Annotated in this window: 19 protein-coding genes; 11 read left to right on the top strand and 8 right to left on the bottom strand. The window is 71.8% G+C overall.

Annotated features, from left to right (window positions below; all coding sequences use genetic code 11):
- Positions 1-206: 206 nt before the first annotated feature.
- Entirely contained in the window at positions 207-1,619 is a 1,413-nt protein-coding gene (locus IEZ04_RS04870; protein WP_189215314.1) for a cation:dicarboxylate symporter family transporter, read from the bottom strand.
- A 297-nt stretch (positions 1,620-1,916) separates the two neighbouring features.
- Between IEZ04_RS04870 and IEZ04_RS04865 the strand changes: the two genes are divergently transcribed.
- The gene (locus IEZ04_RS04865) at positions 1,917-3,641 is read left to right on the top strand and encodes a sensor histidine kinase (protein WP_189215313.1); all 1,725 of its coding nucleotides are present in this window, start codon (positions 1,917-1,919) and stop codon (positions 3,639-3,641) included.
- Complete coding sequence (locus IEZ04_RS04860) at positions 3,638-4,351, top strand: response regulator (RefSeq protein WP_189215312.1); 714 nt, start codon at positions 3,638-3,640, stop codon at positions 4,349-4,351. Before IEZ04_RS04865 ends, IEZ04_RS04860 begins: the two co-directional genes overlap by 4 nt.
- A gap of 45 nt (positions 4,352-4,396) precedes the next feature.
- On the opposite strand, the gene IEZ04_RS04855 is transcribed toward IEZ04_RS04860, so the two are convergent.
- Positions 4,397-5,185, bottom strand: a complete 789-nt coding sequence (locus IEZ04_RS04855) for an SDR family NAD(P)-dependent oxidoreductase (protein ID WP_189215311.1) — start codon at positions 5,183-5,185, stop codon at positions 4,397-4,399.
- Between the two features lie 8 nt (positions 5,186-5,193).
- Complete coding sequence (locus IEZ04_RS04850) at positions 5,194-5,928, bottom strand: TetR/AcrR family transcriptional regulator (RefSeq protein WP_229820848.1); 735 nt, start codon at positions 5,926-5,928, stop codon at positions 5,194-5,196.
- A gap of 179 nt (positions 5,929-6,107) precedes the next feature.
- Between IEZ04_RS04850 and IEZ04_RS04845 the strand changes: the two genes are divergently transcribed.
- The 6 genes from IEZ04_RS04845 to IEZ04_RS04820 all read left to right on the top strand — a co-directional run bounded on the left by IEZ04_RS04845 (position 6,108) and on the right by IEZ04_RS04820 (position 11,689).
- A complete protein-coding gene (locus IEZ04_RS04845; RefSeq protein WP_189215310.1) occupies positions 6,108-7,502 on the top strand; it encodes an extracellular solute-binding protein in 1,395 nt (464 codons plus the stop codon).
- Positions 7,503-7,512: 10 nt separating this feature from the next.
- Positions 7,513-8,559, top strand: a complete 1,047-nt coding sequence (locus IEZ04_RS04840) for a carbohydrate ABC transporter permease (RefSeq protein WP_229820823.1) — start codon at positions 7,513-7,515, stop codon at positions 8,557-8,559.
- A 6-nt stretch (positions 8,560-8,565) separates the two neighbouring features.
- Complete coding sequence (locus tag IEZ04_RS04835) at positions 8,566-9,411, top strand: carbohydrate ABC transporter permease (protein WP_189215309.1); 846 nt, start codon at positions 8,566-8,568, stop codon at positions 9,409-9,411.
- 125 nt (positions 9,412-9,536) lie between these two features.
- A complete protein-coding gene (locus IEZ04_RS04830) occupies positions 9,537-9,926 on the top strand; it encodes a hypothetical protein (protein WP_189215308.1) in 390 nt (129 codons plus the stop codon).
- On the top strand, positions 9,919-10,941 hold the full coding sequence (locus IEZ04_RS04825; protein WP_189215307.1) for a tetratricopeptide repeat protein: 1,023 nt from the start codon (positions 9,919-9,921) through the stop codon (positions 10,939-10,941). Before IEZ04_RS04830 ends, IEZ04_RS04825 begins: the two co-directional genes overlap by 8 nt.
- Positions 10,942-10,996: 55 nt before the next feature.
- Complete coding sequence (locus IEZ04_RS04820; RefSeq protein WP_308429777.1) at positions 10,997-11,689, top strand: helix-turn-helix domain-containing protein; 693 nt, start codon at positions 10,997-10,999, stop codon at positions 11,687-11,689.
- Here IEZ04_RS04820 and IEZ04_RS04815 read toward each other — a convergent pair.
- The gene (locus IEZ04_RS04815; RefSeq protein WP_189215306.1) at positions 11,686-12,711 is read right to left on the bottom strand and encodes an ATP-dependent 6-phosphofructokinase; all 1,026 of its coding nucleotides are present in this window, start codon (positions 12,709-12,711) and stop codon (positions 11,686-11,688) included. The two genes, IEZ04_RS04820 and IEZ04_RS04815, sit on opposite strands and share 4 nt — an antisense overlap.
- A 341-nt stretch (positions 12,712-13,052) precedes the next feature.
- On the opposite strand from IEZ04_RS04815, the gene pta reads away from it, so the two are divergent.
- The 3 genes from pta to pyk all read left to right on the top strand — a co-directional run bounded on the left by pta (position 13,053) and on the right by pyk (position 17,914).
- The gene (gene pta, locus IEZ04_RS04810; protein ID WP_189215305.1) at positions 13,053-15,167 is read left to right on the top strand and encodes a phosphate acetyltransferase; all 2,115 of its coding nucleotides are present in this window, start codon (positions 13,053-13,055) and stop codon (positions 15,165-15,167) included.
- Positions 15,164-16,372: an acetate kinase gene (locus IEZ04_RS04805; RefSeq protein ID WP_189215304.1), complete on the top strand. Its 1,209-nt coding sequence runs from the start codon at positions 15,164-15,166 to the stop codon at positions 16,370-16,372. The genes pta and IEZ04_RS04805 overlap by 4 nt, the downstream gene beginning before the upstream one ends.
- Before the next feature lie 111 nt (positions 16,373-16,483).
- Complete coding sequence (gene pyk / locus IEZ04_RS04800; protein WP_189215303.1) at positions 16,484-17,914, top strand: pyruvate kinase; 1,431 nt, start codon at positions 16,484-16,486, stop codon at positions 17,912-17,914.
- A gap of 56 nt (positions 17,915-17,970) precedes the next feature.
- Here the strand turns inward: pyk and IEZ04_RS04795 are convergent, their stop codons facing one another.
- The 4 genes from IEZ04_RS04795 to IEZ04_RS04780 form a co-directional block, all read right to left on the bottom strand.
- Positions 17,971-19,518 carry a hypothetical protein gene (locus tag IEZ04_RS04795; protein ID WP_189215302.1) on the bottom strand — a complete coding sequence of 516 codons (1,548 nt, stop codon included), beginning with the start codon at positions 19,516-19,518 and terminating at the stop codon, positions 17,971-17,973.
- Positions 19,508-20,014, bottom strand: a complete 507-nt coding sequence (locus IEZ04_RS04790) for a DUF6114 domain-containing protein (protein ID WP_189215301.1) — start codon at positions 20,012-20,014, stop codon at positions 19,508-19,510. The genes IEZ04_RS04795 and IEZ04_RS04790 overlap by 11 nt, the downstream gene beginning before the upstream one ends.
- Positions 20,015-20,134: 120 nt before the next feature.
- A complete protein-coding gene (locus IEZ04_RS04785; RefSeq protein WP_189215300.1) occupies positions 20,135-20,770 on the bottom strand; it encodes a DUF6230 family protein in 636 nt (211 codons plus the stop codon).
- 573 nt (positions 20,771-21,343) lie between these two features.
- Positions 21,344-22,318 carry a tetratricopeptide repeat protein gene (locus IEZ04_RS04780; protein ID WP_189215299.1) on the bottom strand — a complete coding sequence of 325 codons (975 nt, stop codon included), beginning with the start codon at positions 22,316-22,318 and terminating at the stop codon, positions 21,344-21,346.
- Positions 22,319-22,479 lie beyond the last annotated feature (161 nt).

Raw genomic sequence — 22,479 nt, 5'->3', positions numbered from 1 at the left:
GATTTCCGCGTTACTCGCCGGGCCACCGGGACACAGCACCGGCCGGACCCGTACGGGCCCGGCCGGGCGGGGAGGGGAGGCCCCGCCCGGCCGGGCCGGGGAAGACCGAGCGGCCGGGTGACGGGGGTTCACTCGACCGCTCGGCGCGGTGCGGGGGACGCGGCCGGGGCCATGTCCCGTGCGGGGCGGTGCCCCGCGGGTGGCGGCTACGCCTTCGCCAGTTCCTTCTCGCCGTCCCGGCCGGCGGCCGGAGCCGGCTCCGCGCCGTCCGAGGAGTCGTGCCCGCCGTGTCCGCCGTGTCCGTCGTCGAGCAGCGTCTTCTCGTCGAACGGGATCTCACCCGCGAGCACCTTGTCGACCCGCTCCTTGTCGATCTCCTTGGTCCAGGTGCCGATCAGGACGGTGGCGACGGCGTTGCCCGCGAAGTTGGTCAGGGCGCGCGCCTCGCTCATGAAGCGGTCGATGCCGACGATCAGGCCGATGCCGTCCACCAGGGCCGGCTTGTGGGACTGCAGACCGCCCGCGAGGGTCGCGAGACCCGCGCCGGTGACACCCGCCGCGCCCTTCGAGGCGACCAGCAGGAAGAGCAGCAGCGGGATCTGCTCGCCGATCGACATCGGCGTGCCCATGGCGTCGGCGATGAACAGGGACGCCATGGTCATGTAGATCATGGTGCCGTCGAGGTTGAAGGAGTAGCCGGTCGGGACGGTGATGCCGACCACCGGCTTGCTGATGCCCAGGTGCTCCAGCTTGGCGATGAGGCGCGGCAGCGCGGACTCGGACGACGAGGTGGACAGGATCAGCAGGAACTCGCGGCCGAGGTACTTGAACAGCGACCAGACGTTGACCCCGGCGAAGAAGCGCAGCATCGCGCCGAGGACGAGGAAGACGAAGAGCACACAGGTGATGTAGAAGCCGATCATCAGCACGGCGAGGCTCTTCAGGGCGTCGATGCCGGCGGAGCCGGTGACCGCGGCGATGGCGCCGAAGGCACCGACCGGGGCGAGCCACATGATCATGGCGAGGATGCGGAAGACCAGCCGCTGGATGTGCCCGATACCGCGCAGGATCGGCTCCCCGGCCTGGCCCATGGCCTGCAGGGCGAAACCGGCCAGCAGCGCGACGAACAGCGCCTGCAGCACCTCGCCGGAGACGAACGCGGAGACGAACGTGGTCGGGATGATGCCGAGCAGGAACTCGGTGGTGCCCTTGGCCTCCGGCTCGACCTGCGCCTGACCGGTCTCCTTGATCGCGTCGGTGACGGCGAGACCCGTGCCCGGGTCCAGGATGTTGCCGACGACCAGGCCGATGGCGAGCGCCACGACGGACATGATCAGGAAGTACACCAGGGCTATGCCGCCGACGGCGCCGACCTTGGCGGCCTTCCGCACGGAACCGATGCCGAGCACGATCGTGCAGAAGATGATCGGCGAGATCATCATCTTGATCAGGTTCACGAAGCCCGTGCCGATGGGCTTCAGCTCGACCGCGAAGTCCGGGGCGATGAGACCCACGGCGATGCCGAGGACCACCGCGATGATCACGGCTATGTACAGGTAATGGGTGCGGTCCCGCTTGGCGGCGGGTGCTTTGGTTCCCGTCTCAGATGTGCTGGCCACGGCTGCCCTCCTCGACGACGTCGTCGGCTCTCGGCTTCTCCGGCGTGCGGCTCACGTCCGGGCATGTCGGGGGCGCTCTGCGCTCCCGGCGGATCTCAGGGGTGGGAGCGGACTCCCGGAGCCGGAGAACGGTCCCGATGGGTCGGGGAGCGGGTTCTCCGGGGCGGGAGACCGGTTCCGCGCGCGGCGGCGGCTCCCTGGGGTTATGGGTGACTGGGTGACTATCTCCCGCCCTGTGAGCCCGGTCACCCTTCCGTTCATTTAGTTCACGCCGGCGAGCGGAGGCAGACTGTGGGCATGCGCCTCCCCCGCGTCCTCCGCCCCCGCAGCCTGGCCGGCCAGCTCTTCGCCGTGCAGGCCGTGCTGCTCGCGGTCGTCGTGACCGGGTACGCGCTGTTCAGCTACGTGAGCGACCGCGCCCAGGCCGAGGAGGCGGCGGGGCGGCAGGCGACCGCCGTGGCCGGCGCGGTCGCCGACGCGCCCACCGTGCGCGAGGCCGTCCGCACCGACGACCCCACGCGCACCCTCCAGCCGTACGCGCTGGCGGTGCTGCGCGACACGGACGTGGACTTCGTCACGATCATGAGCCCCGAGGGCATCCGCTGGACGCACCCCGATCCGGACCTGATCGGCGAGCGGTTCTGGGGCCACATCGAGCCGGCGCTGCGCGGCACGTCCTTCACCGAGACGTACACGGGCACGCTCGGCCCGTCCGTCCGCGCGGTCGCGCCCGTCCGGGACGGCGCCCGGATCGTCGGGCTGGTCAGCGCGGGCATCAAGGTGGAGGCGATCAGCGCCCGGGTGCGGGAGCAGCTCGCGGCGCTGCTCGGCGTGGCGGCGGGCGCCCTGGTGCTGGGTGGCGTCGGCACGTACGTCGTGAACGCCCGGCTGCGCCGCCACACCCACAACATGAACGCCGCCGAGCTCAGCAACATGCACGACTACCACCAGGCCGCGCTGCACGCTGTGCGCGAGGGTCTGGTGATGCTGGACGGGCAGTACCGGGTGGCGCTGCTCAACGACGGCGCGCGGGAACTGCTCGAGCTGACCGAGGAGGCGGTGGGCCGTTCGGTCGCCGGCCTCGGGCTGCCCCTGCCGCTCACCGGTGCGCTGCTCGCCTCCGAGCCCCGGGTGGACGAGGTGCACCTGACGGCCACGCGCGTCCTCGTGGTCAACACGTCCCCGGTGACGGGCGGGCACCGCCGCGGCACGGTGGTCACCCTGCGCGACGTCACCGAGCTCCAGTCGCTGATGGGCGAGCTGGACTCGGAGCGCGGCTTCACCCAGGCCCTGCGCTCGCAGGCGCACGAGGCGGCGAACCGGCTGCACACGGTGGTCTCCCTCATCGAGCTGGGCCGCGCGGACGAGGCGGTCGAGTTCGCCACGGCGGAACTGGAACTGGCCCAGGCCCTGACCGACCAGGTGGTCGCGGCGGTCGGCGAACCGGTCCTGGCCGCCCTGCTCCTCGGCAAGGCGGCCCAGGCGAACGAGCGGGGCGTGGAGCTGGTCGTCTCGGCGGACAGCCGCATCGACGACGGCCTGCTTCCGCGGTCCCTGCCGGCCCGTGACCTGGTCACCGTCCTCGGCAACCTGATCGACAACGCGGTCGACGCGGCCCAGGGGTCGGCCGGGGCGCGGGTGACGGTGACGGCGTACACGGCCGGTACGGAGCTGTTCGTGCGGGTCACCGACACGGGCTCGGGCGTGGACCCGGCGCACGCGGAGGCGGTCTTCGAGCGCGGTTTCTCCACCAAGCCGGCGGGTCCCGGGGGCCGGGGGCTAGGCCTCGCCCTCGTACGCCAGACCGTGCGCCGCCACGAGGGCACGCTGACGGTCGCGCGGGCCGAAGGGGGTGGGGCGGTGTTCGAGGTGCGGCTGCCATTGCCTACGGTGGGGGCCGCCCGCGCCGCCGCGCAGGCCACCGACACCACCGCGATCACCGGGACGACCGAGACCATGGAGAGGGCCACACACGTGGGACGGGCCGAGCGCCACGGGGCGGGACGGGGCGGCACCGTATGAGCACCGACCCGAGACCCGGGACGACGGCCCCCATCCGCGTCCTCGTCGTGGAGGACGACCCCGTCGCCGCCGACGCGCACCTGATGTACGTGGAGCGCGTGCCCGGCTTCACGGCGGTCGGCAAGGCGCACACCGGGGCGGAGGCCCGCCGTGCGCTGGACCGTTTCCCGGTGGACCTGCTCCTGCTGGACCTGCACCTGCCGGACGTGCACGGTCTGCAGCTCGCCCGCACGCTGCGGGCCGCCGGCCACCACGCGGACGTGATCGCGGTGACGTCGGCGCGGGACCTGGCGGTGGTGCGGGAGGGCGTGTCGCTGGGGGTCGTGCAGTACGTGCTGAAGCCGTTCACGTTCGCCACGCTGCGGGACCGGCTGGTGCGGTACGCGGAGTACCACGCGGCGGCGGGCGAGGCGAGCGGCCAGGACGAGGTGGACCGGGCGCTGGCGTCCCTGCGCGCGCCGGGCCCGGCGGCCCTGCCGAAAGGGCTGAGCGGGCCGACCCTGGAGCGGGTGACCCGGGCGCTGCGGGACACCTCCGGGGGGCTGACGGCGGCCGGGGTCGCCGAGGCGGTCGGCATCTCCCGCATCACGGCCCGCCGCTACCTGGAGCACCTGGTCGAGGCGGGCCGGGCCGCGCGCAGCCCGCAGTACGGGCAGGTGGGCCGGCCGGAGTTGCAGTACCGGTGGGTGCGGGACCGGGAGAGACCCTGACGGGCGCCGCGGGTCGCGGCGCCCGGCATCGTCGCGGCGCCGTCGTCAGACGGCCGTGTACCCGCCGTCCACCAGGTGGTAGCTGCCGTGCACGAAGGAGGCGCGCTCGCTGAGAAGGAAGACGATCAGCTCGGCGACCTCCTCGGAGCGGCCGAGGCGGCCGGCCGGGTGCGCGGCGACCAGGGCGTCGTGCGCGGCCTGCTCCAGCGGCACGGCGGCGAGCAGCGGCGTCTCGATGAAGCCGGGGCCCACGGCGTTGACGCGGATGTTCTTCGGCGCGTACTCGGCGGCGGCCGTCTTGGTCAGGCCCACCACACCGTGCTTGGCGGCCACGTAGGCGACGGAGCCCCGGGAGGAGACGGTGCCCAGGACGGAGGCGACGTTGACGATCGCGCCGCCCCGGCCGGCCGCCTCGATGGCGGGGAGCTCGTAGCGCATCGAGTAGAAGACACCGTTGAGGTTCGTGGCGATGACCCGCTCGTACCCCTCGATGTCGTACTCGCCCGTGGGGGCGAGCGGGCCGCCGATGCCCGCGTTGTTCACGGCCAGGTGCAGCGCGCCGAAGGTGTCGACGGCGAAGCGCACGGCCGCCTCGACGGACGCCGCGTCCGTCACGTCCAGGGCGACACCGGCCGCGCTGAGGCCCTGCTCCGTCAGCTCGGCGGCGACCTGCTCGGCGCCCTGCGCGTTGTAGTCGGCGACGACGACGTGTCCGCCGCCGGCGGCGAGGCGGCGGACGGTGGCCAGGCCGATGCCGGAGGCGCCGCCGGTGACGAGGACGGTCCGCCCGGCGAACTCCGTGGCGTGGTCCGGAACGGGGGTGGGGATGCTCATGGTGGTACTCACTTCCTGTGTGCGGTTCTTCCGACGGTGGCGTCGGCGTCTGTGTCGTCGCCGCCGGTGGCTGCACGGGCGGCCGCGGCGGCCTCCCCCGTCAGGGCCTCGTAGGCCTGCTCCACCAGCTCGGGCAGGTCCGCGGCATCGGGGTCGTCGTCCCCGATGCCGCGCGCCCACAGGCGCTGGGCGGCGACGAGGACACCGGCCGCGGTCTCCACGACGACGGCCGGGCGCGTGTCCCGTACGGCGTCGGCACCGAGGCGGCCGGCGATGATGCGGGCCGAGTCCTCCTGGGCGTCGGCCCGGATGCGCTGGTACGCGGCGAACAGGGCGGGCTCGGTGTCGATGAGGGCCAGCAGCTCACGCATGCGCGGGCGCCGGTGCAGGGCGGGGTGCTCCTCGTCGGCCAGCCACTCGCCCACGGCCCTGCGGAACGCGAGCAGCGGGGGTTCGTCCGCGGGCCGGGCGCGCAGCGCGGCGTTGATGCGGGCGCCGTCGTCGCGGACGAAGTCCAGGACCGCGTCCTCCTTGCCGGCGAAATGGCGGCTGAAGGTGCGGCGGGTGACATCGGCGCGCTCCGCCACGGCGGCCACGGTCACGGCCGCGAGACCGTGCTCCAGGGCCAGGTCCAGGGCGGCGGACGCCATCGCGTCCCGCGTCCGCCGCGCCCTGCGCCGCCTGCGGTCCTCGCGGGCTGCCCCGGATTCCCCGGCCGGGGCGGTGGGCTTCTTCGCCTTCACGTCGGGCAACGATACTCCTCTTGTGTCTCATTGGGACATGTGTCGCGGTGGGACATTCGCCTCGCGGGCACCGCGCCGACCGGTGCGAGGGTCATTGACCTGACTAGACCAGTTCTCCTACGTTCACGGAGCAGGCAGTACCCGGCCACAAAGACGTCGGCCCCCAGGAGGTCGTGCCCGTGCGCCCCACCGCCGCCCGCTCCCGCACCACAGCCCCGCCGCTCCTCCTCGCCGCCCTGCTCACCGTGGCCGCCTCCGGCACGCTCACCGCCTGCGGCGGCGGGGCCGGCAGCGACCCGGACACCCTGAAGGTCTCCTTCAAACAGTCGACCGACAACAACGTCCGGGTCATGGACGACTACCTGGCCGACATGAAGGAGCAGTTCGAGAAGGCGCACCCGGGCAAGAAGGTCGAGCTGCTCCCCGTCAAGGCCCCGGACGCGGAGTACTACACCAAGGTCCAGCAGATGCTGCGCTCCCCGAGGACGGCGCCGGACCTGGTCTACGAGGACACCTTCCTCATCAACTCCGACATCACCAGCGGCTACCTCAAGCCGCTCGACGAGTACCTGGACGGCTGGAAGGACTGGGACCACTTCGCCGAGACGGCGAAGGCGGCGGCCCGGGCGGAGGACGGCAGGACGTACGGCGTACCGGACGGCACCGACACCCGCGGCCTGTGGTTCAACAAGAAGATCCTCGCGAAGGCCGGACTGCCGGCCGACTGGCAGCCGAGGACCTGGGACGACCTCCTCACCGCCGCCCGCACCGTCAAGAAGAAGGTGCCCGGCGTCATCCCGCTGAACGTCTACACCGGGAAGGCCGCCGGCGAGGCCGCCACGATGCAGACCTTCCAGATGCTCCTGTACGGCACGGGCGACGGCCGCACCGGCCCGCTGTACGACGAGGGGTCGCAGAAGTGGGTCACGGCGGGCCGGGGCTTCGAGGACGCTCTCCGCTTCGTCCGCACCGTGTACGCGGAGAAGCTCGGCCCGGACGTCTCCGAGGCCCTCGACCCCAACATGCAGACGCACGTCCGCGGTGAACTCCTCCCGGAGGGGAAGCTCGCGATCGCCCTCGACGGCTCCTGGCTGCCGCAGGACTGGGGGGAGGGCGCGGGGCACGCGTGGCCGACCTGGTCCGAGGAGCTCGGCCTCGCGGCCATGCCCACGCAAGCCGGCCAGGCGCCCGGCAGGGTGAGCATGTCCGGCGGCTGGACCTGGGCCGTCCCGGCCAAGGCGGGCAACCCCGACCTGGCCTTCGAGTTCATCAAGACGATGCAGACCAAGGCGAACGCGATGAAGTGGTACCTCGCCAACGCGGGCATCGCGGTCCGCGAGGACGTCGCCGAGGATCCCGCGTACCTGAAGGCCCGGCCCGGTCTCGCGTTCTTCACCGGTCTGGTCCCCGTCACCCACTACCGGCCCGCCTACCCCGCGTATCCCAGGGTCTCCACGGCCATACAGGAGGCCATGGAGGGAGTCACCACGGGCGACCTGTCGGTGAAGGAGGCGGTCGAGGGCTACGACGAGGAGCTCCGGGCGGCCACGGACGACCAGGTGACCGAGGGGTGAGCCGCCGCCCATGACGACCACACCCCTCCCCGGCCCCGGCTTCGCCGAGAAGGACGGCAACGGCGGAAGCGACGGGGGCGGCAGGAGCGACGGACACGACGGACACGACGGCGACGACCGGGCCGACCGGAACCGTTCCACCGACCCGGCACCACCGTCCCGCACCCCGCACCCGCCGCACCGCACCGGCCCCCACCGCGCCCTGCGCTCCCTCACCCGCGCCCTGCCGGTCACCCCCGCCGTCGTCCTGCTGCTCCTCTTCCTCGCCGGCCCGATCGCGTACTGCGCGTACATCGCCTTCACCGACCTCCAGCTCACCGGCCAGGCGAGCGCGTCGTTCGTCGGTCTGGAGAACTTCCGCACGGCCTTCGGCGACGAGGCGTTCCGCAACGCGGTACTGCTGACCCTGGTCTTCACGGTCCTGTCCTCGCTCGTCGGCCAGAACACCCTGGGGCTCGCCCTGGCCCTGCTGATGCGGCGCGCCTCGAAGCCCGTGCGCACGCTGGCGGGCGGCGTGGTCGTCACGGCGTGGGTGCTGCCGGAGGTCGTCGCCGGTTTCCTGCTGTACGCGTTCTTCCGCCGCGAGGGCACCCTGAACGCCATCCTGGACTGGCTGCACCTGCCGTCCCAGAACTGGCTGTTCACCCTGCCGATCCTCGCGGTGTCGTTCGCGAACGTCTGGCGGGGCACGGCCTTCTCGATGCTGGTCTACTCCGCGGCGCTGGCCGAGATCCCGAAGGAGGTCACGGAGGCGGCGGAGGTGGACGGCGCGAGCGGCCCGCGCCGGCTCTGGCACATCACCCTGCCCATGATCCGCCGCTCGATCGGCACGAACCTGATGCTCAACACCCTGCAGACGCTGTCCGTCTTCGGGCTGATCTGGGTGATGACCCGGGGCGGCCCGGGGAACCGCAGCCAGACCCTCCCCCTGTTCATGTACGAGCAGGCCTTCCAGAACAGCATGATCGGGTACGGCACGGCCGTGGCGCTGCTGCTGCTCGTGGTCGGCTCGCTGTTCTCGCTGGTCTACCTGCGGCTGCTGCGGACGGAGGTCTGAGACCCGATGCCCCCTACCCCCACGCTCCCGGCCCGCCGGGCACAGCGCCGGCTGGCGGCGGACGCGGGCCTGCTGGCCGTGGCCGCCTGCTTCGCGCTCCCCCTGGCCTGGGTGGTCCTCTCGTCCCTGGACACCGACGCGGACCTGCGGGTGAAGGCGCCGAGCGGCATCACCCTCGGCAACTTCGACGCGGTCCTGACCCCCGAGATCACCTTCAGGCCCCTCCTCAACAGCCTGATCCTGTGCGGCGGGGGCACGGCCCTGACGGTCGTCTGCGCGGCCCTGGCGGCCTACCCCCTGTCCCGCTTCAGCTCACGCCTCAACCGGCCGTTCCTGCTCACAATCCTCTTCGCCACGTGTCTGCCGATAACGGCGATCATGGTTCCGGTGTACGCCCTGTTCGTCCAGGTGAACCTGATCGACACCATGCAGGGCACGATCTTCTTCTTCGCCGCGTCCCAGCTCCCGTTCGCCGTCTGGCTGATGAAGAACTTCATGGACGGCGTGCCCAGGGAGCTGGAGGAGGCCGCGTGGACGGACGGCGCGTCGTCGCTCCAGTCCCTGCTGCGGATCGTGCTCCCGCTGATGGGCCCCGGGGTCGCCGTGGTGACGGTCTTCTCGTTCGTGCTGATGTGGGGGAACTTCTTCGTCCCCTTCATGCTCCTGCTGACCCCGGACCAGATGCCCGCCGCCGTGAGCATCAACGAGTTCTTCGGCAACCGGGGGACGGTGGTGTACGGACAGCTGGCCGCGTTCTCGGTGATCTACTCGACGCCGGTGCTGGCGCTCTACGTCCTGGTGTCCCGGAAGCTGGGCGGGGGCTTCGCGCTGGGCGGGGCGGTGAAGGGGTGAGTGTCCGGCGCCCGCCGGGCCGTCACGGTCCGCCGGTTGCTGTACCCGCCTCCTGACGGTCAGACTGCACTGAGGTACGGCAGTGACGACGGGGGTTGGATCAAGTGGACGGCGCCGGGGAGGACTTGGGGGAGACCCACGGCCGCCACGACTTCCGGGACGGGCCCGCGGTGCCGCCACCCTCCCCGCCCCCGTCCTCACCTCAGAGCCACACCAACACCGTTCAGGGCACACCCCGGATCCAGGGCAGCACCGTCCAGGTCAGGGACGTCACCAACCTCCACGTCCACCCGCCCCCCGGGCCACCGCCTCCGCCGAGCGCACCGCCGGCCGAACCGGCGTCCCCGCGGGCCGAACCGCCGCCCGACGACGTCCCGCGCCACGGCCCGCAGCCGTCCGGTGTGATCATCCGGGTGGAGATCGCCCATCAGCGGTACATCGAGATCTACGACGAGGGCCTGGCCCGCTACATCATCAACGCGCATCTGAAGGGACTGGGCCTGGGTCATGAGTAGCCGCCCCGACATCGACCCCGCGACCCAGCTCCGCGCGGTGGAGATCCTGCGGACACCCCCGGAGGACGTCGCCGGCGTCGAGGAGGCCGACCGCGCCCTGGAGCCGCTGGAGCGGGTGCTCCCCGCGACCCACGAGGAACCGCTGCGCGCGACGATCCTCTCCACCCTCGGCCTGCTGCGGCTGGCCCGCTTCCGGCACAGCGCCGACCGCGACGACCTGAACCGGGCGATCACCCACCTCGCCGAGGCCGTGACGGCCCAGCTCGGCCGGGGAGCCCACGGCACTCCTCCCGCCCTGAGCGCCTCGATCCCCAACCTGATCAGCGCCCTCCACACCAGGGCCGAGGTCTACGGCACCACGGAGGACCTGGACCGGGCCATCTCCTGGGGCCGCCACGCGGTGGTCCACCTGCCCGTCGGCCTGCCGCAGCGGGCAGCGGCCCTCGCCAGCCTGAGCAGCGCGCTGCGGGTGCGCCACGAGCACACGCGGCAGACGCACACGGGGTACGACGGCGATCTCACCGAGGCCATCGAGCTGGGCCACCGGGCCATCGACGACCTCCCGGAGGACCATCCCCGGCTGGGCTCGACGCTGTCCAACCTGGGCAGCGCCTACCTCCTGGCCGACCGGGCCCACGAAGCCGTCTCCCTGTTCGAGCGGGCCGTGGGGAGGGCCCGCGCGACCCGGGACACGCTCGGCCGGGCCCGCACGCTGAACAACCTCGCCGGCGCCCTCCTGCGGGCCGGCCGCCTCGAGGACGCGCAGCGTGCCTACGAGGAGGCCCTCACCGCCTTCCGCGCCCTCGGTGACCGCGAGGGCGCGGAGCGCGTCGCCAAGAACCTCACCGTCACGCGCGAGCTGCTGGAACCGGCGCAGCCGGACGAGCAACGGGAGCGGGACGGAGAGGAGAAAGAGGAGAAAGAGGAGAAGGAGGAGAAAGAAGAGAAGGGCAAGGGTCAGAGGGAAGGGAAAACAGAGCCCCCCTCACCTACCGTAGGTTCCTACAATCCGTAATAGTTAACGCACGGACGGTAGTCACCGCAGCCCCACGCCCCCTACCGTGTCCCGCGTGCACCGACCATCAGCGCAGCACGAGACACAGGACATCCCCTCCACCCGCCCCTTCGACCCCTTGGCCGCCCGCAGGCTCCGTGCCGGGCTCGGCATGGGGGTCGAGCATGTCGCGTACGGCATGCGCTCCTCGTACGGACTGCCCTACGTCACCCCTGACCTGGTCCTCGGCTGGGAGGGAGGCGTCGTCGCGCCCACCGGCCCCGAGCTGGCCGCCCTCGCCGGGGTGCTGTGGTGTTCCGCCGGCGAGCTCCTCGGGGAACCCCGCACGTTGCGCGAGCACCGTCTCGCCCGGAGCCTCGCCCCCGAGGACGTGGCCCGCCGTACCGGTCTGGACCCCGTCGCCTACCGGCGGATGGAGGAGTCCGGCCGGTGGCGCGGGACCGAGCGCCAGACCACCGCCCTCGCCGAGCTGTTCGACCTGTCCCCGCGCGGCCTCGTCACCGTCACGGGGCGGGAGGAGAAGCTGGCCGAGCTGCTGCGCGGCGCCGTGGCCTCGCGCCGGCCCGTGTCCGCGCGTCCGCTGGCCAAGCTGGTGCCGCTGGACCGGGGACTCCTGGAGAGGGTCCTCCAGGAGCTGCACGCCACGTACCGGACGGCGGCCGCCGACCAGGGCGCCGCCCGCGACTTCCTCGATCACATCGCCGAACGGTTCTGGGCGGCGGCCGACCCGGGCACGCAGGGCTCCTAGAAGACCGACTCGGCCTCGTCCATGCGGTCCTTCGGCACCGTCTTCAGCTCCGTGACCGCCTCCGCGAGCGGCACCATCACGATGTCCGTGCCGCGCAGGGCGGTCATCATGCCGAACTCGCCCCGGTGCGCGGCCTCGATCGCGTGCCAGCCGAAGCGGGTGGCGAGCACCCGGTCGTACGCGGTCGGCGTGCCGCCCCGCTGGACGTGGCCGAGGATGACCGGCTTGGCCTCCTTGCCCAGGCGCCGCTCCAGCTCGTACGCGAGCGCCGTGCCGATGCCCTGGAAGCGCTCGTGGCCGAACTGGTCGATGGCGCCCTTGCCGTAGTCCATCGTGCCCTCGGCGGGGTGGGCGCCCTCGGCCACGCAGACGACCGCGAACTTCTTGCCGCGGGAGAAGCGCTCCTCGACCATCTTCACCAGGTCGGCGGGGTCGAAGGGGCGCTCGGGCAGGCAGATGCCGTGGGCGCCGGCCGCCATGCCGGACTCCAGCGCGATCCAGCCCGCGTGCCGGCCCATGACCTCGACGACCATCACGCGCTGGTGCGACTCGGCGGTGGTCTTCAGGCGGTCCATGGCCTCGGTGGCGACGCCGACCGCCGTGTCGAAGCCGAAGGTGCGGTCCGTGGAGGAGATGTCGTTGTCGATCGTCTTGGGGACGCCGACCACCGGCAGGCCCGCGTCGCTGAGCATCCGGGCCGCGGTGAGCGTGCCCTCGCCGCCGATCGGGATCAGCGCGTCGATGCCGAACTCGCGGACCATGTCGCTGGCGTTGACACAGGCCTCGCGCAGCCGGTCCCGCTCCAGCCGGGAGGAGCCGAGGATGGTGCCGCCGCGGGCCAGGATGCCGCTGACGTCGTCGAGGCCGAGCACCCGGTAGCGGCCGTCCAGCAGCCCCGAGTAGCCGTCCTCGAAACCGATCACCTCGTCGTCGTACTGCGTGACCGCGCGGTGCACGACCGACCGGATCACTGCGTTCAGACCCGGGCAGTCGCCGCCTGCGGTGAGGACTCCGATACGCATCGTGCTGTGTCTCCTGCTCGGTGCTGGTCCGTGGCCGGTGACCCGGAGCCATGACGGGTACTGGTGTTACTGGTGCGCCGGTCCGATTGTTTCACGCCCCACGAGGCACCTCCGTTGCCGACCCTTGTACATCCCGTGTACCCCGCGCGTACCCCGCGCACCGGATACAGCACCTCGCCCCACCTCGCCCTGGCGGGTTCCTTATCCATCCAGGGAGGTACTGTCAAGGGGGTTCCGTCCGTCACGGCGGGCGGATTTCGCGCACAACGGAAACGCCTCACAGTGGCCGCCCTCCCCCGCACCGGGGGCACCCCACGACGACACGGAACGGAGAACCACGCGTGACGCGCAGCGTGTACGTGACCGGGATCGACCGCGGCGACGGCCGCCAGGTCGTGGAGCTGGGAGTCATGGAGCTCCTGACCCGCCAGGTCGACCGGGTGGGGGTGTTCCGCCCGCTCGTCCACCACACCCCCGACCGGCTCTTCGAGCTGCTGCGCGCCCGTTACCGGCTCTCCCAGGACCCGGCGACCGTGTACGGCATGGACTACCAGGAGGCGTCCGCGCTCCAGGCCGAGCGGGGCACCGACGAGCTGGTGTCGACGCTCGTGGACCGCTTCCACCGGGTGGCCCGCGACTACGACGTGGTGCTCGTCCTCGGCACCGACTTCGCCGACACCCAGTTTCCGGACGAGCTGGCGCTCAACGCGCGGCTGGCCAACGAGTTCGGCGCCTCGGTGCTCCCGGTGGTCGGGGGCCGCAAGCAGACCCCCGGTTCCGTGCTGGCGGAGACCAGGAACGCCCACCGCGCGTACGAGGCGCTCGGCTGCGACGTCATCGCCGTGATCACCAATCGGGTCGACCCGGCCGACCGGGCCGCGATAGCGGAGGGCCTCGACGCCCGCCTGCCCGTGCCCGCCTACGTCCTGCCCGACGAGCCCGCCCTGTCCGCGCCGAGCGTCGCCCAGATCACCCACGCGCTCGGCGGCAAGGTGCTGCTCGGCGACGACGCGGGGCTCGCGCGCGACGCGCTGGGCTTCGTCTTCGGCGGCGCCACCCTGTCGACCTTCCTGAACGCGCTGACCCCCGGCTGCCTCGTCGTCACCCCCGGCGACCGCGCCGACCTGGTCGTGGGCGCGCTGGCCGCGCACAGCGCCGGCACCCCGCCGATCGCCGGTGTGCTGCTCACCCTCGACGAGCGGCCCAGCGACGAGGTCCTCACCCTGGCCGCGCGGCTCGCCCCCGGCACCCCGGTGGTCGCGGTCGCCTCGGGCTCCTTCGACACGGCGTCCGAGCTCTTCGCCATGGAGGGCAAGCTGAGCGCGGTCACGCCCCGCAAGGCGGAGGTCGCGCTCGGCCTGTTCGAGCGGTACGTGGACGGCGGCGCACTGCTGACCAGGGTGTCGGCGCCGAGCAGTGACCGGGTCACGCCGATGATGTTCGAGCACAAGCTGCTGGAACGGGCCCGCTCGGACCGGCGCCGCGTGGTGCTGCCCGAGGGCACCGAGGAGCGCGTGCTGCGCGCCGCCGAGGTGCTGCTGCGCCGCGACGTGTGCGCGCTGACCCTGCTCGGGCCCGTCGACCAGATCCGCAAGAACGCCGCCGACCTCGGCATCGACCTCGGTGACGCCGACCTCGTCGACCCGCAGACCTCCCCGCTGCGGGACCGCTTCGCCGAGCGGTACGCGGCGCTGCGCGCCCACAAGGGCGTCACCGTGGAGCTGGCGTACGACGTCGTCTCGGACGTGAACTACTTCGGCACCCTGATGGTGCAGGAGGGGCTCGCGGACGGCATGGTGTCGGGCTCGGTGCACTCCACGGCCGCGACCATCCGTCCCTCCTTCGAGATCATCAAGACCAAGCCGGACGCCTCGATCGTGTCGTCCGTGTTCTTCATGTGCCTGGCCGACAAGGTGCTGGTGTACGGCGACTGCGCGGTCAACCCGGACCCGGACGCCGAGCAGCTCGCCGACATCGCCATCCAGTCCGCGGAGACGGCCGCGCAGTTCGGTGTGGAGCCGCGGATCGCGATGCTGTCGTACTCGACGGGCACCTCCGGCTCCGGCGCCGACGTCGACAAGGTGCGCCGGGCGACGGAGATCGCGCGATCCCGGCGGCCCGACCTGAAGATCGAGGGCCCGATCCAGTACGACGCCGCCGTCGAGCCGACGGTCGCCGCGACCAAGCTGCCGGGCTCCGAGGTCGCGGGCCAGGCCACCGTGCTGGTCTTCCCGGACCTCAACACCGGCAACAACACCTACAAGGCCGTGCAGCGCTCGGCCGGCGCGATCGCCGTCGGCCCGGTCCTCCAGGGCCTGCGCAAGCCGGTCAACGACCTGTCGCGCGGCGCGCTGGTCGGCGACATCGTGAACACCGTCGCCATCACCGCGATCCAGTCCCAGAACCCGAACCCCAACCCGTCGCAGCACCCGAACGAGAAGGCCTCCGAGCAGTGACCTCACCCACCCGTGTCCTCGTCCTCAACTCCGGCTCCTCGTCGGTGAAGTACCAGCTGCTGGACATGCGGGACCGCAGCCGGCTGGCGGTGGGGCTGGTCGAGCGCATCGGCGAGCGGACCTCCCGCCTGAAGCACACCTGCGTGGGCAGCGGCGAGACCCGCGAGCAGAACGGGCCGATGGCCGACCACGGCGCCGCCCTGAAGGCGGTCGCCGGGGAGCTCGCCAAGGACGGCCTGGGCCTGGACTCGCCGGAGCTGGCCGCGATCGGGCACCGCGTGGTGCACGGCGGGGAGTTCTTCACCGAGCCCACCGTCGTCGACGACACCGTGCTCATCGAGATCGAGCGGCTGATCCCCGTCGCGCCGCTGCACAACCCGGCCAACCTCACCGGCATCCGCACCGCGCAGGAGCTCCGCCCCGACCTGCCGCAGGTCGCGGTCTTCGACACGGCGTTCCACACGACGATGCCGGAGTCCGCGGCGCGCTACGCGATCGACCCGAGGATCGCCGACCGGCACCGCATCCGGCGCTACGGCTTCCACGGCACCTCGCACGCGTACGTCTCCCGCGAGACGGCGCGGCTGCTGGGCAAGGACCCGTCGGAGGTGAACGTCATCGTGCTGCACCTCGGCAACGGCGCGTCCGCGTCGGCCGTACGGGGCGGCGTGTGCGTCGACACCTCCATGGGACTGACGCCTTTGGAGGGACTGGTGATGGGTACGCGGTCCGGTGATCTGGACCCGGCCGTCATCTTCCATTTGGCGCGTGTCGGCGGAATGGACATGGACGAGATCGACACTCTCCTCAACAAGAGGAGCGGCCTGTTCGGCCTGTGCGGCGACAACGACATGCGGGAGATCCGCCGCCGGGTCGAGGAGGGGGACGAGCAGGCGAAGCTGGCCTTCGACATCTACATCCACCGGCTGAAGAAGTACATAGGTGCCTACTACGCCGTCCTGGGCCGGGTGGACGCGGTGGCCTTCACGGCCGGGGTCGGCGAGAACGCGGCGGCGGTGCGCGAGGCGGCGGTCGCGGGCCTGGAAGGACTGGGGCTCGCGGTCGACGCGGACCTGAACGCCGTGCGCGGCGACGAGGCGCGGCTGATATCCCCGGACTCCGCGCGGGTCGCGGTCGCCGTGGTCCCCACCGACGAGGAGCTGGAGATCGCCACGCAGACCTACGCGCTGGTCGGACGGGAATGAGAAGAGAGGGCGGACGGCGTGACGCACGCCACAGCTGAGCGCCCGGCCGCCCATTTGTGTCTTCCGCCAGACGGAAAATTCCGTAGCGAAACAAACCGATAGGATCGCCCCATGCGCCGTTCGAAAATCGTCTGTACTCTCGGCCCCGCCGTCGACTCCCACGACAAGCTCGTCGCGCTGATCGAGGCGGGCATGAACGTGGCCCGTTTCAACTTCAGCCACGGCTCGCACGAAGAGCACCAGGGCCGGTACGACCGCGTCCGGGCCGCCTCGGCCGAGACCGGGAAGGCCATCGGCGTCCTCGCCGACCTCCAGGGCCCCAAGATCCGCCTGGAGACCTTCGCGGAGGGTCCCGTCGAGCTGGTGCGCGGTGACGAGTTCACCATCACCACCGAGGACGTGCCGGGCGACAGGCACATCTGCGGGACGACGTACAAGGGCCTGCCGGGTGACGTCTCCAAGGGCGACCAGGTCCTGATCAACGACGGCAACGTCGAGCTGCGCGTCGTCGAGGTCGACGGTCCCCGGGTGAAGACGGTGGTCATCGAGGGCGGCGTGGTCTCCGACCACAAGGGCATCAACCTGCCCGGCGCGGCCGTCAACGTGCCCGCGCTGTCCGAGAAGGACGTCGAGGACCTGAAGTTCGCCCTGAACATGGGGTGCGACCTGGTGGCGCTGTCGTTCGTGCGGGACGCGGACGACGTCCAGGACGTCCACAAGGTGATGGACGAGGTGGGCCGCCGCGTCCCCGTCATCGCCAAGGTGGAGAAGCCGCAGGCCGTCGAGAACATGCAGGACGTCGTGATGGCGTTCGACGGCGTGATGGTGGCCCGCGGTGACCTGGCCGTCGAGTACCCGCTCGAAAAGGTCCCCATGGTGCAGAAGCGGCTCATCGAGCTGTGCCGCCGCAACGCCAAGCCGGTGATCGTGGCGACCCAGATGATGGAGTCGATGATCACCAACTCGCGCCCCACCCGCGCCGAGGCGTCCGACGTGGCCAACGCGATCCTGGACGGCGCGGACGCGGTCATGCTCTCCGCCGAGTCCTCCGTGGGCGCGTACCCGATCGAGACCGTGAAGACGATGTCGAAGATCGTCGCCGCGGCCGAGGAGGAGCTGCTGTCCAAGGGCCTGCAGCCGCTGGTGCCGGGCAAGAAGCCCCGTACGCAGGGCGGTTCCGTGGCCCGCGCCGCGGCCGAGATCGCCGACTTCCTCGGCGGCAGGGGCCTGGTCGCCTTCACCAAGTCCGGTGACACCGCCCGCCGGCTGTCCCGCTACCGCGCGGCCCAGCCGATCATCGCGTTCACCACGGACGAGTCCACCCGCAACCAGCTCGCCCTGAGCTGGGGCGTGGAGTCCCACGTGGTGCCGTTCGTGAACAGCACCGACGAGATGGTCGAGCTCGTCGACCAGGAGCTGCTCAAGCTGAAGCGGTTCCACGAGGGCGACACCGTGGTCATCACCGCCGGTTCGCCCCCCGGCGTGGCCGGCACCACCAACATGGTCCGGGTGCACCACCTGGGCGGCGACAACCGCGCCTGACGCCGCGATCCCGCGAACGGGGCGCCCCCTGGTCCACCAGGGGGCGCCCCGTCGTTCTAGTCCGTCACGTACTGCCGCAGCCCGGGAATGTGGAGCGTGCCGCCGAACTGGCCGGCCTGGACCACCCGGACATCGGTGAAGTAGATGACGGGGATGTCCAGCGGCGGGGGATTCTCCGGGCTGAACTCGACCGGGACGAGGCCCAGCAGCTTGCCGGAGATCGACTCCGTGTACATCACGGTGTCGCCGTCGCGGATGGTGGAGGTCGTGCCTTCGCCCGCCTGCACGTGGTAGAGCTTGCCGGTCCGCTCGTCACGGACCGTCTGGTGCAGGTCGCCGATGTCGGTGCCGTCGGAGATGACGTACTTCAGCACCTTCTTGACCGTGCCGTTCGCGGTCCGCACCTGCACGATGCCCTGGTAGTCGGCGCCCTTGAGCAGCAGCGAGCCGGCGTCCAGGTACCAGGGGGCGTCGGGCAGCGCCGGGAGGTCCTGCTCCAGGCCGCCCTCCGCGTCGGTGGCGACCGGGCAGTCGTCCGGGTCGGTGGTGGAGGTCTCGGACGGGGTGGGGCTGGGACTGGGGCCGGAACCGGGGCCGGGGCTGGTGCTCGTGCTCGGCGACGCGGTGACCTCGCCGGCCGGCTCCTCGGCGGGCTCTTCGGCCGGTTCCCCGTCCGGCTCCGCGACCGGCGCCGTGGCGTCCGCCTCCGGCTCGGGCGCCGGCTCGGTCACCGGAGCGGCCACGTCCCCGGTGACGTCCTGCGCCGCGCGCTTCCCGGGCTCCTCCCCGGTGCCGGTGGCCTCGTCCGCCGTACCCTCGGCCGGTTCCGCGGTGTCCTCGTCGGCCGGAGCGGACGGGGAGGCGGACTCCCCCGCCCGGGGCGTGAGCACGTCCTCGAGCGCACTGCCGAGGCCTTCGAGCGCGTCGCCGAGGTCGGACAGCCCGGGGATCCGCGGGCGGTCGCCGCTTTGCGAGGACCCGTCCGGCGCGGTCGGGACCGGAGCCGGAGCCGGTGCGGACCCGGTCTCGTCGTCGGAACCTGAATCCGACGAAGAGCCGCCGTCCGCGGCTTCGCCGCCCTCGTGGGACGTGTCCTCCGGGGAGCCGTCGCCCGGGGAGTCCTCGTCCGGCGGGGAGCCGCCCGGGGAGCTCTGCTCCTCCCTGCCGCCGGCCGCCGGGACACTCGACGAGACCGAGGGCGACGGCACGACCGGGGCCTTCTCGTTCCGCCCGCCCTGGTCGTCCTGCCCGTCCTCCTCGCCCTCCCCGTCCTCTTCGGTCTCCTCCGGCTTCTCCTCGTCCTTCTTCTCGCCGTCCTCCGACTCCGCGTCGTCCCGGGCCTCCTCCAGGATCTCGACGCAGCTCTGGTACTCCTCCAGCGTCAGGCTCCGGGAGGTCGTCGCCTTGTCGTCGGCCCGGGCGAGCGCGGGTGCGATGCCCATGCCCATGAGGACCGCCGTCGGCATCGCCGCCAGGGCCATCGCCTTGCCCGCGGGTACCTGCAACCGCGCGAGGAACGGTTTCCGGAACACCGCGTGCCGCGGCCCGGACCCCGTACCGGAATCCGGCGCCGGAGCGCCGAGGGCCTCCTCGTCAGTCGTCATTCCGCCTCCCGGGGGTGCCGTTCGCCGGGGCGGTACCCGCCGCTTCGTGGGCGTCGCCGTCCGCGGCGTCCGCGGCCGTCGCCGGCGGCTCCTCCCGGCCCGGTGCCCAGGCGATGGAGAGGGCACCGCCGATCATGGCGAGCAGGAAGCCCATCACGAAGCCGCCGAAGTTGGACACCACCAGCGAGACCAGTGACAGCACGATCGCGGCGACACCGGCGAAGACGCGGATGACCTGCTGGAACCACATGGTCAGGCCGAGCGTCACCAACAGCACGCCGATGATCAGGGAGCCGGCTCCACCGGTGGTCGCCAGGGCTATCGAGATGTGGCCCAGGTTGAGGGTGGCGTACGGGAAGTACGCGATCGGCACCCCGGCGAGCAAGGTGAACAGCCCCGCCCAGAACGGCCGGCTGCCCCGCCAGTCGCGGAAGCGCAGACGGATCCGGGTGAGGATCCCGGCGCTCGCGCTCTGGACCGGAGTATCAGCACTCATGGAAAAACAGCTCCCTGGGTCCGGCGGACGTGCGTGCCGGGGTCATGCCGTAGGGGGGAAGGGGGGAGATGCGCGAGGGGCGGGGAGCGGACCTCCCCGCCCGGGGCGCGACGGGGACCGTCAGAAGCATTCCATCTTGGGGTCGGTGCCGAGTCGCAGGTTCAGTCCCCTCAGGGTGAACGTGCCTGCGGTGGTGGCCCACGCCGTCTGTTCGGCGTTGTCGAGCACCGCCAGTTCCGCCTGCTGGGAGAACTGGCCGTCCTTCACGCCGGAAGCCCTCGCGGGGCCCCTGGTCTTGTCCTTGACGGCCACACCGATGTCCATGTTCGTGAACGTCGCGTCGGCTTCGAGCTTGGCTATGTCCAGGTAGAGCTGGGTCGCCTCGACCGGCTCCCCCTGGGTGTTGCCCGCGTCGATACGCATGTAGACGGTCCCGAGGAGCGGGACCTCCGTCGCGAGGGACTGACAGAGATCATTGATCTCGGCGCGGTCGAACGACGAGATCGCGACAGGGCGCGGGACCTTCTTCCCGCCCTCGACGGTCTCGTATCCCTCGACCACTCCGCCGTACTGCGAGAAGCCATGGCCCTCGAGATGCCCGGCCGCAACCTTGAACTCCTGACCCGACACAGTGAATGACGCCGCGAGCGCGCCCTGCGCCAGCCCGATGCCCACCGCCGCTGCCGCGGCGACGCTGGGCACCATGACCACAGCGAACCGCTTCCATCTGGTTCCGCCACGAGGCGTGGAACCCATGTTTTCCTCCTTCTCGGACGTACATCTCCTGGCCCGACCGCCCCTTCGCGGCGGCTCGGCCGGGCAGGGATGGGAGAAGTGCTACGTCCCCGGGAAGAAGAGCGCCCGCACTCGGCGGCGCGAACCGCGCCCGAATCACCGGCGATCACCCCCGAGCGACAACCACTGGTCGCGCCTGACGCACATCACGCACAACCTGCCGGACAGGCTCTGCCACGGGGCAGAGACCCCCCTGTCCGAAGAGCCGGCGCCACTGCCGCCGTCTCTGCCCGGTGGGGAACCGGAAAACCCGTTGACCCGACTGGCCGGCGGGGTACGGGATATCGGACCGAGCGTGGCTGATCGTGGTGCATTCTCGCCGACCCCGCAAGGGGGTTCGTTACTCTCCAGTAACGGACAGATAACCGGAAGGTGACCCTCCGATATCGCCCCGCGACCCTATGTCGCCGCAAGCGATTCGATGAAATGACCGATCCCCGGACGGAATCCGACAGATCGGCGAGCTCGACTTACTCGCAGTAACAGCGGCCGCGTTTACCAAGATTAGGTAAAACGCGGCCGCTTCACCACCCGTCAGAACAGGGCGCGCGCCAGCGCCCGCCGCGCCGCGGCCACCCGCGGGTCGTCGGCACCCACCACCTCGAACAGCTCCAGGAGCCGCTTGCGCACGGTGTCCCGGTCGTCCCCGGCGGTGCGCCGCACGGCGTCGGTCAGCCGCCCGAAGGCGTCCTCCACGTGCCCGCCCACGAGGTCGAGGTCGGCGGCCGCGATCTGCGCCTGGACGTCGGCGGGGTTCTCCGCCGCCGCCTTGCGCACCGCCTGCGGGTCCGCGCCCCGCACCCGCTGGAGCAACTCGGCCTGGGCGAGCCCCAGCTTGGCCTCCGTGTTGCCCGGGTCCTCGCTCAGCACGTTGTTGTACGCCTGGACCGCACCGCCCAGGTCGCCCGCGTCCAGCGCCTGCACGGCGGCCTCGAGCAGGGCGTCGTACGGGCCGGCCGGGACCTGCGGGGCCGCCGGCGCCTCGCCCGGCTGCGCGTCCGGGTCCACCGTCAGGCCGGTGAGGCCGAAGCGCTGCTCGGCGACCTGGACCAGCTGGTCGAGGGTGCCGCGGATCTGCGTCTCCGGGGCGGCGCCCTGGAAGAGGGGCAGCGCCTGCCCCGCGACGACGGCGAACACCGCGGGGATGCCCTGCACCCCGAACTGCTGCATCAGCATCTGGTTGGCGTCGACATCGATCTTGGCGAGGACGAAGCGCCCGTTGTACTCGACCGCGAGCCGCTCCAGGACCGGGCTCAGTTGCTTGCAGGGCTGACACCACTCGGCCCAGAAGTCGATGACGACGGGCACCTCGGTGGAGCGCTGCAGGACGGCCTGCTCGAAGGCCGCCTCGTCGACGTCGATCACCAGGTCGGCGGGTGAGACGGCCCCGCCGCCGCCCTGCCGGGCCGCTTCGGCTCGCGCCTGCTCCGCCTTCGCCTTGGCCTCCTGGGCCGCCTTCACCGCGGCGAGGTCGACGACTCCGCTCATGGACATGTTCCGTGGCTGCATGCGTACAGTCTCCCCCCTTACCGCGCGCCCGCGAAAAGCGTGGTCCCCACCCCGCCTGTTCGCGTGAAGCGGCGCCGGGTCCCCACCCGGCGCCCGTGGTCGTCGCCCGCGCTCGCGCATTCGCTCGCGCTTTCGATACGGGTCGTAGCGTAACTGCCCCT

Origin of the sequence: Streptomyces ruber (genome assembly GCF_014648075.1) — a bacterium.
GTDB lineage: Bacteria > Actinomycetota > Actinomycetes > Streptomycetales > Streptomycetaceae > Streptomyces > Streptomyces ruber.
Note: the sequence above shows the minus strand (reverse complement) of the source record. Positions and strands in the feature narration are given on the sequence as shown.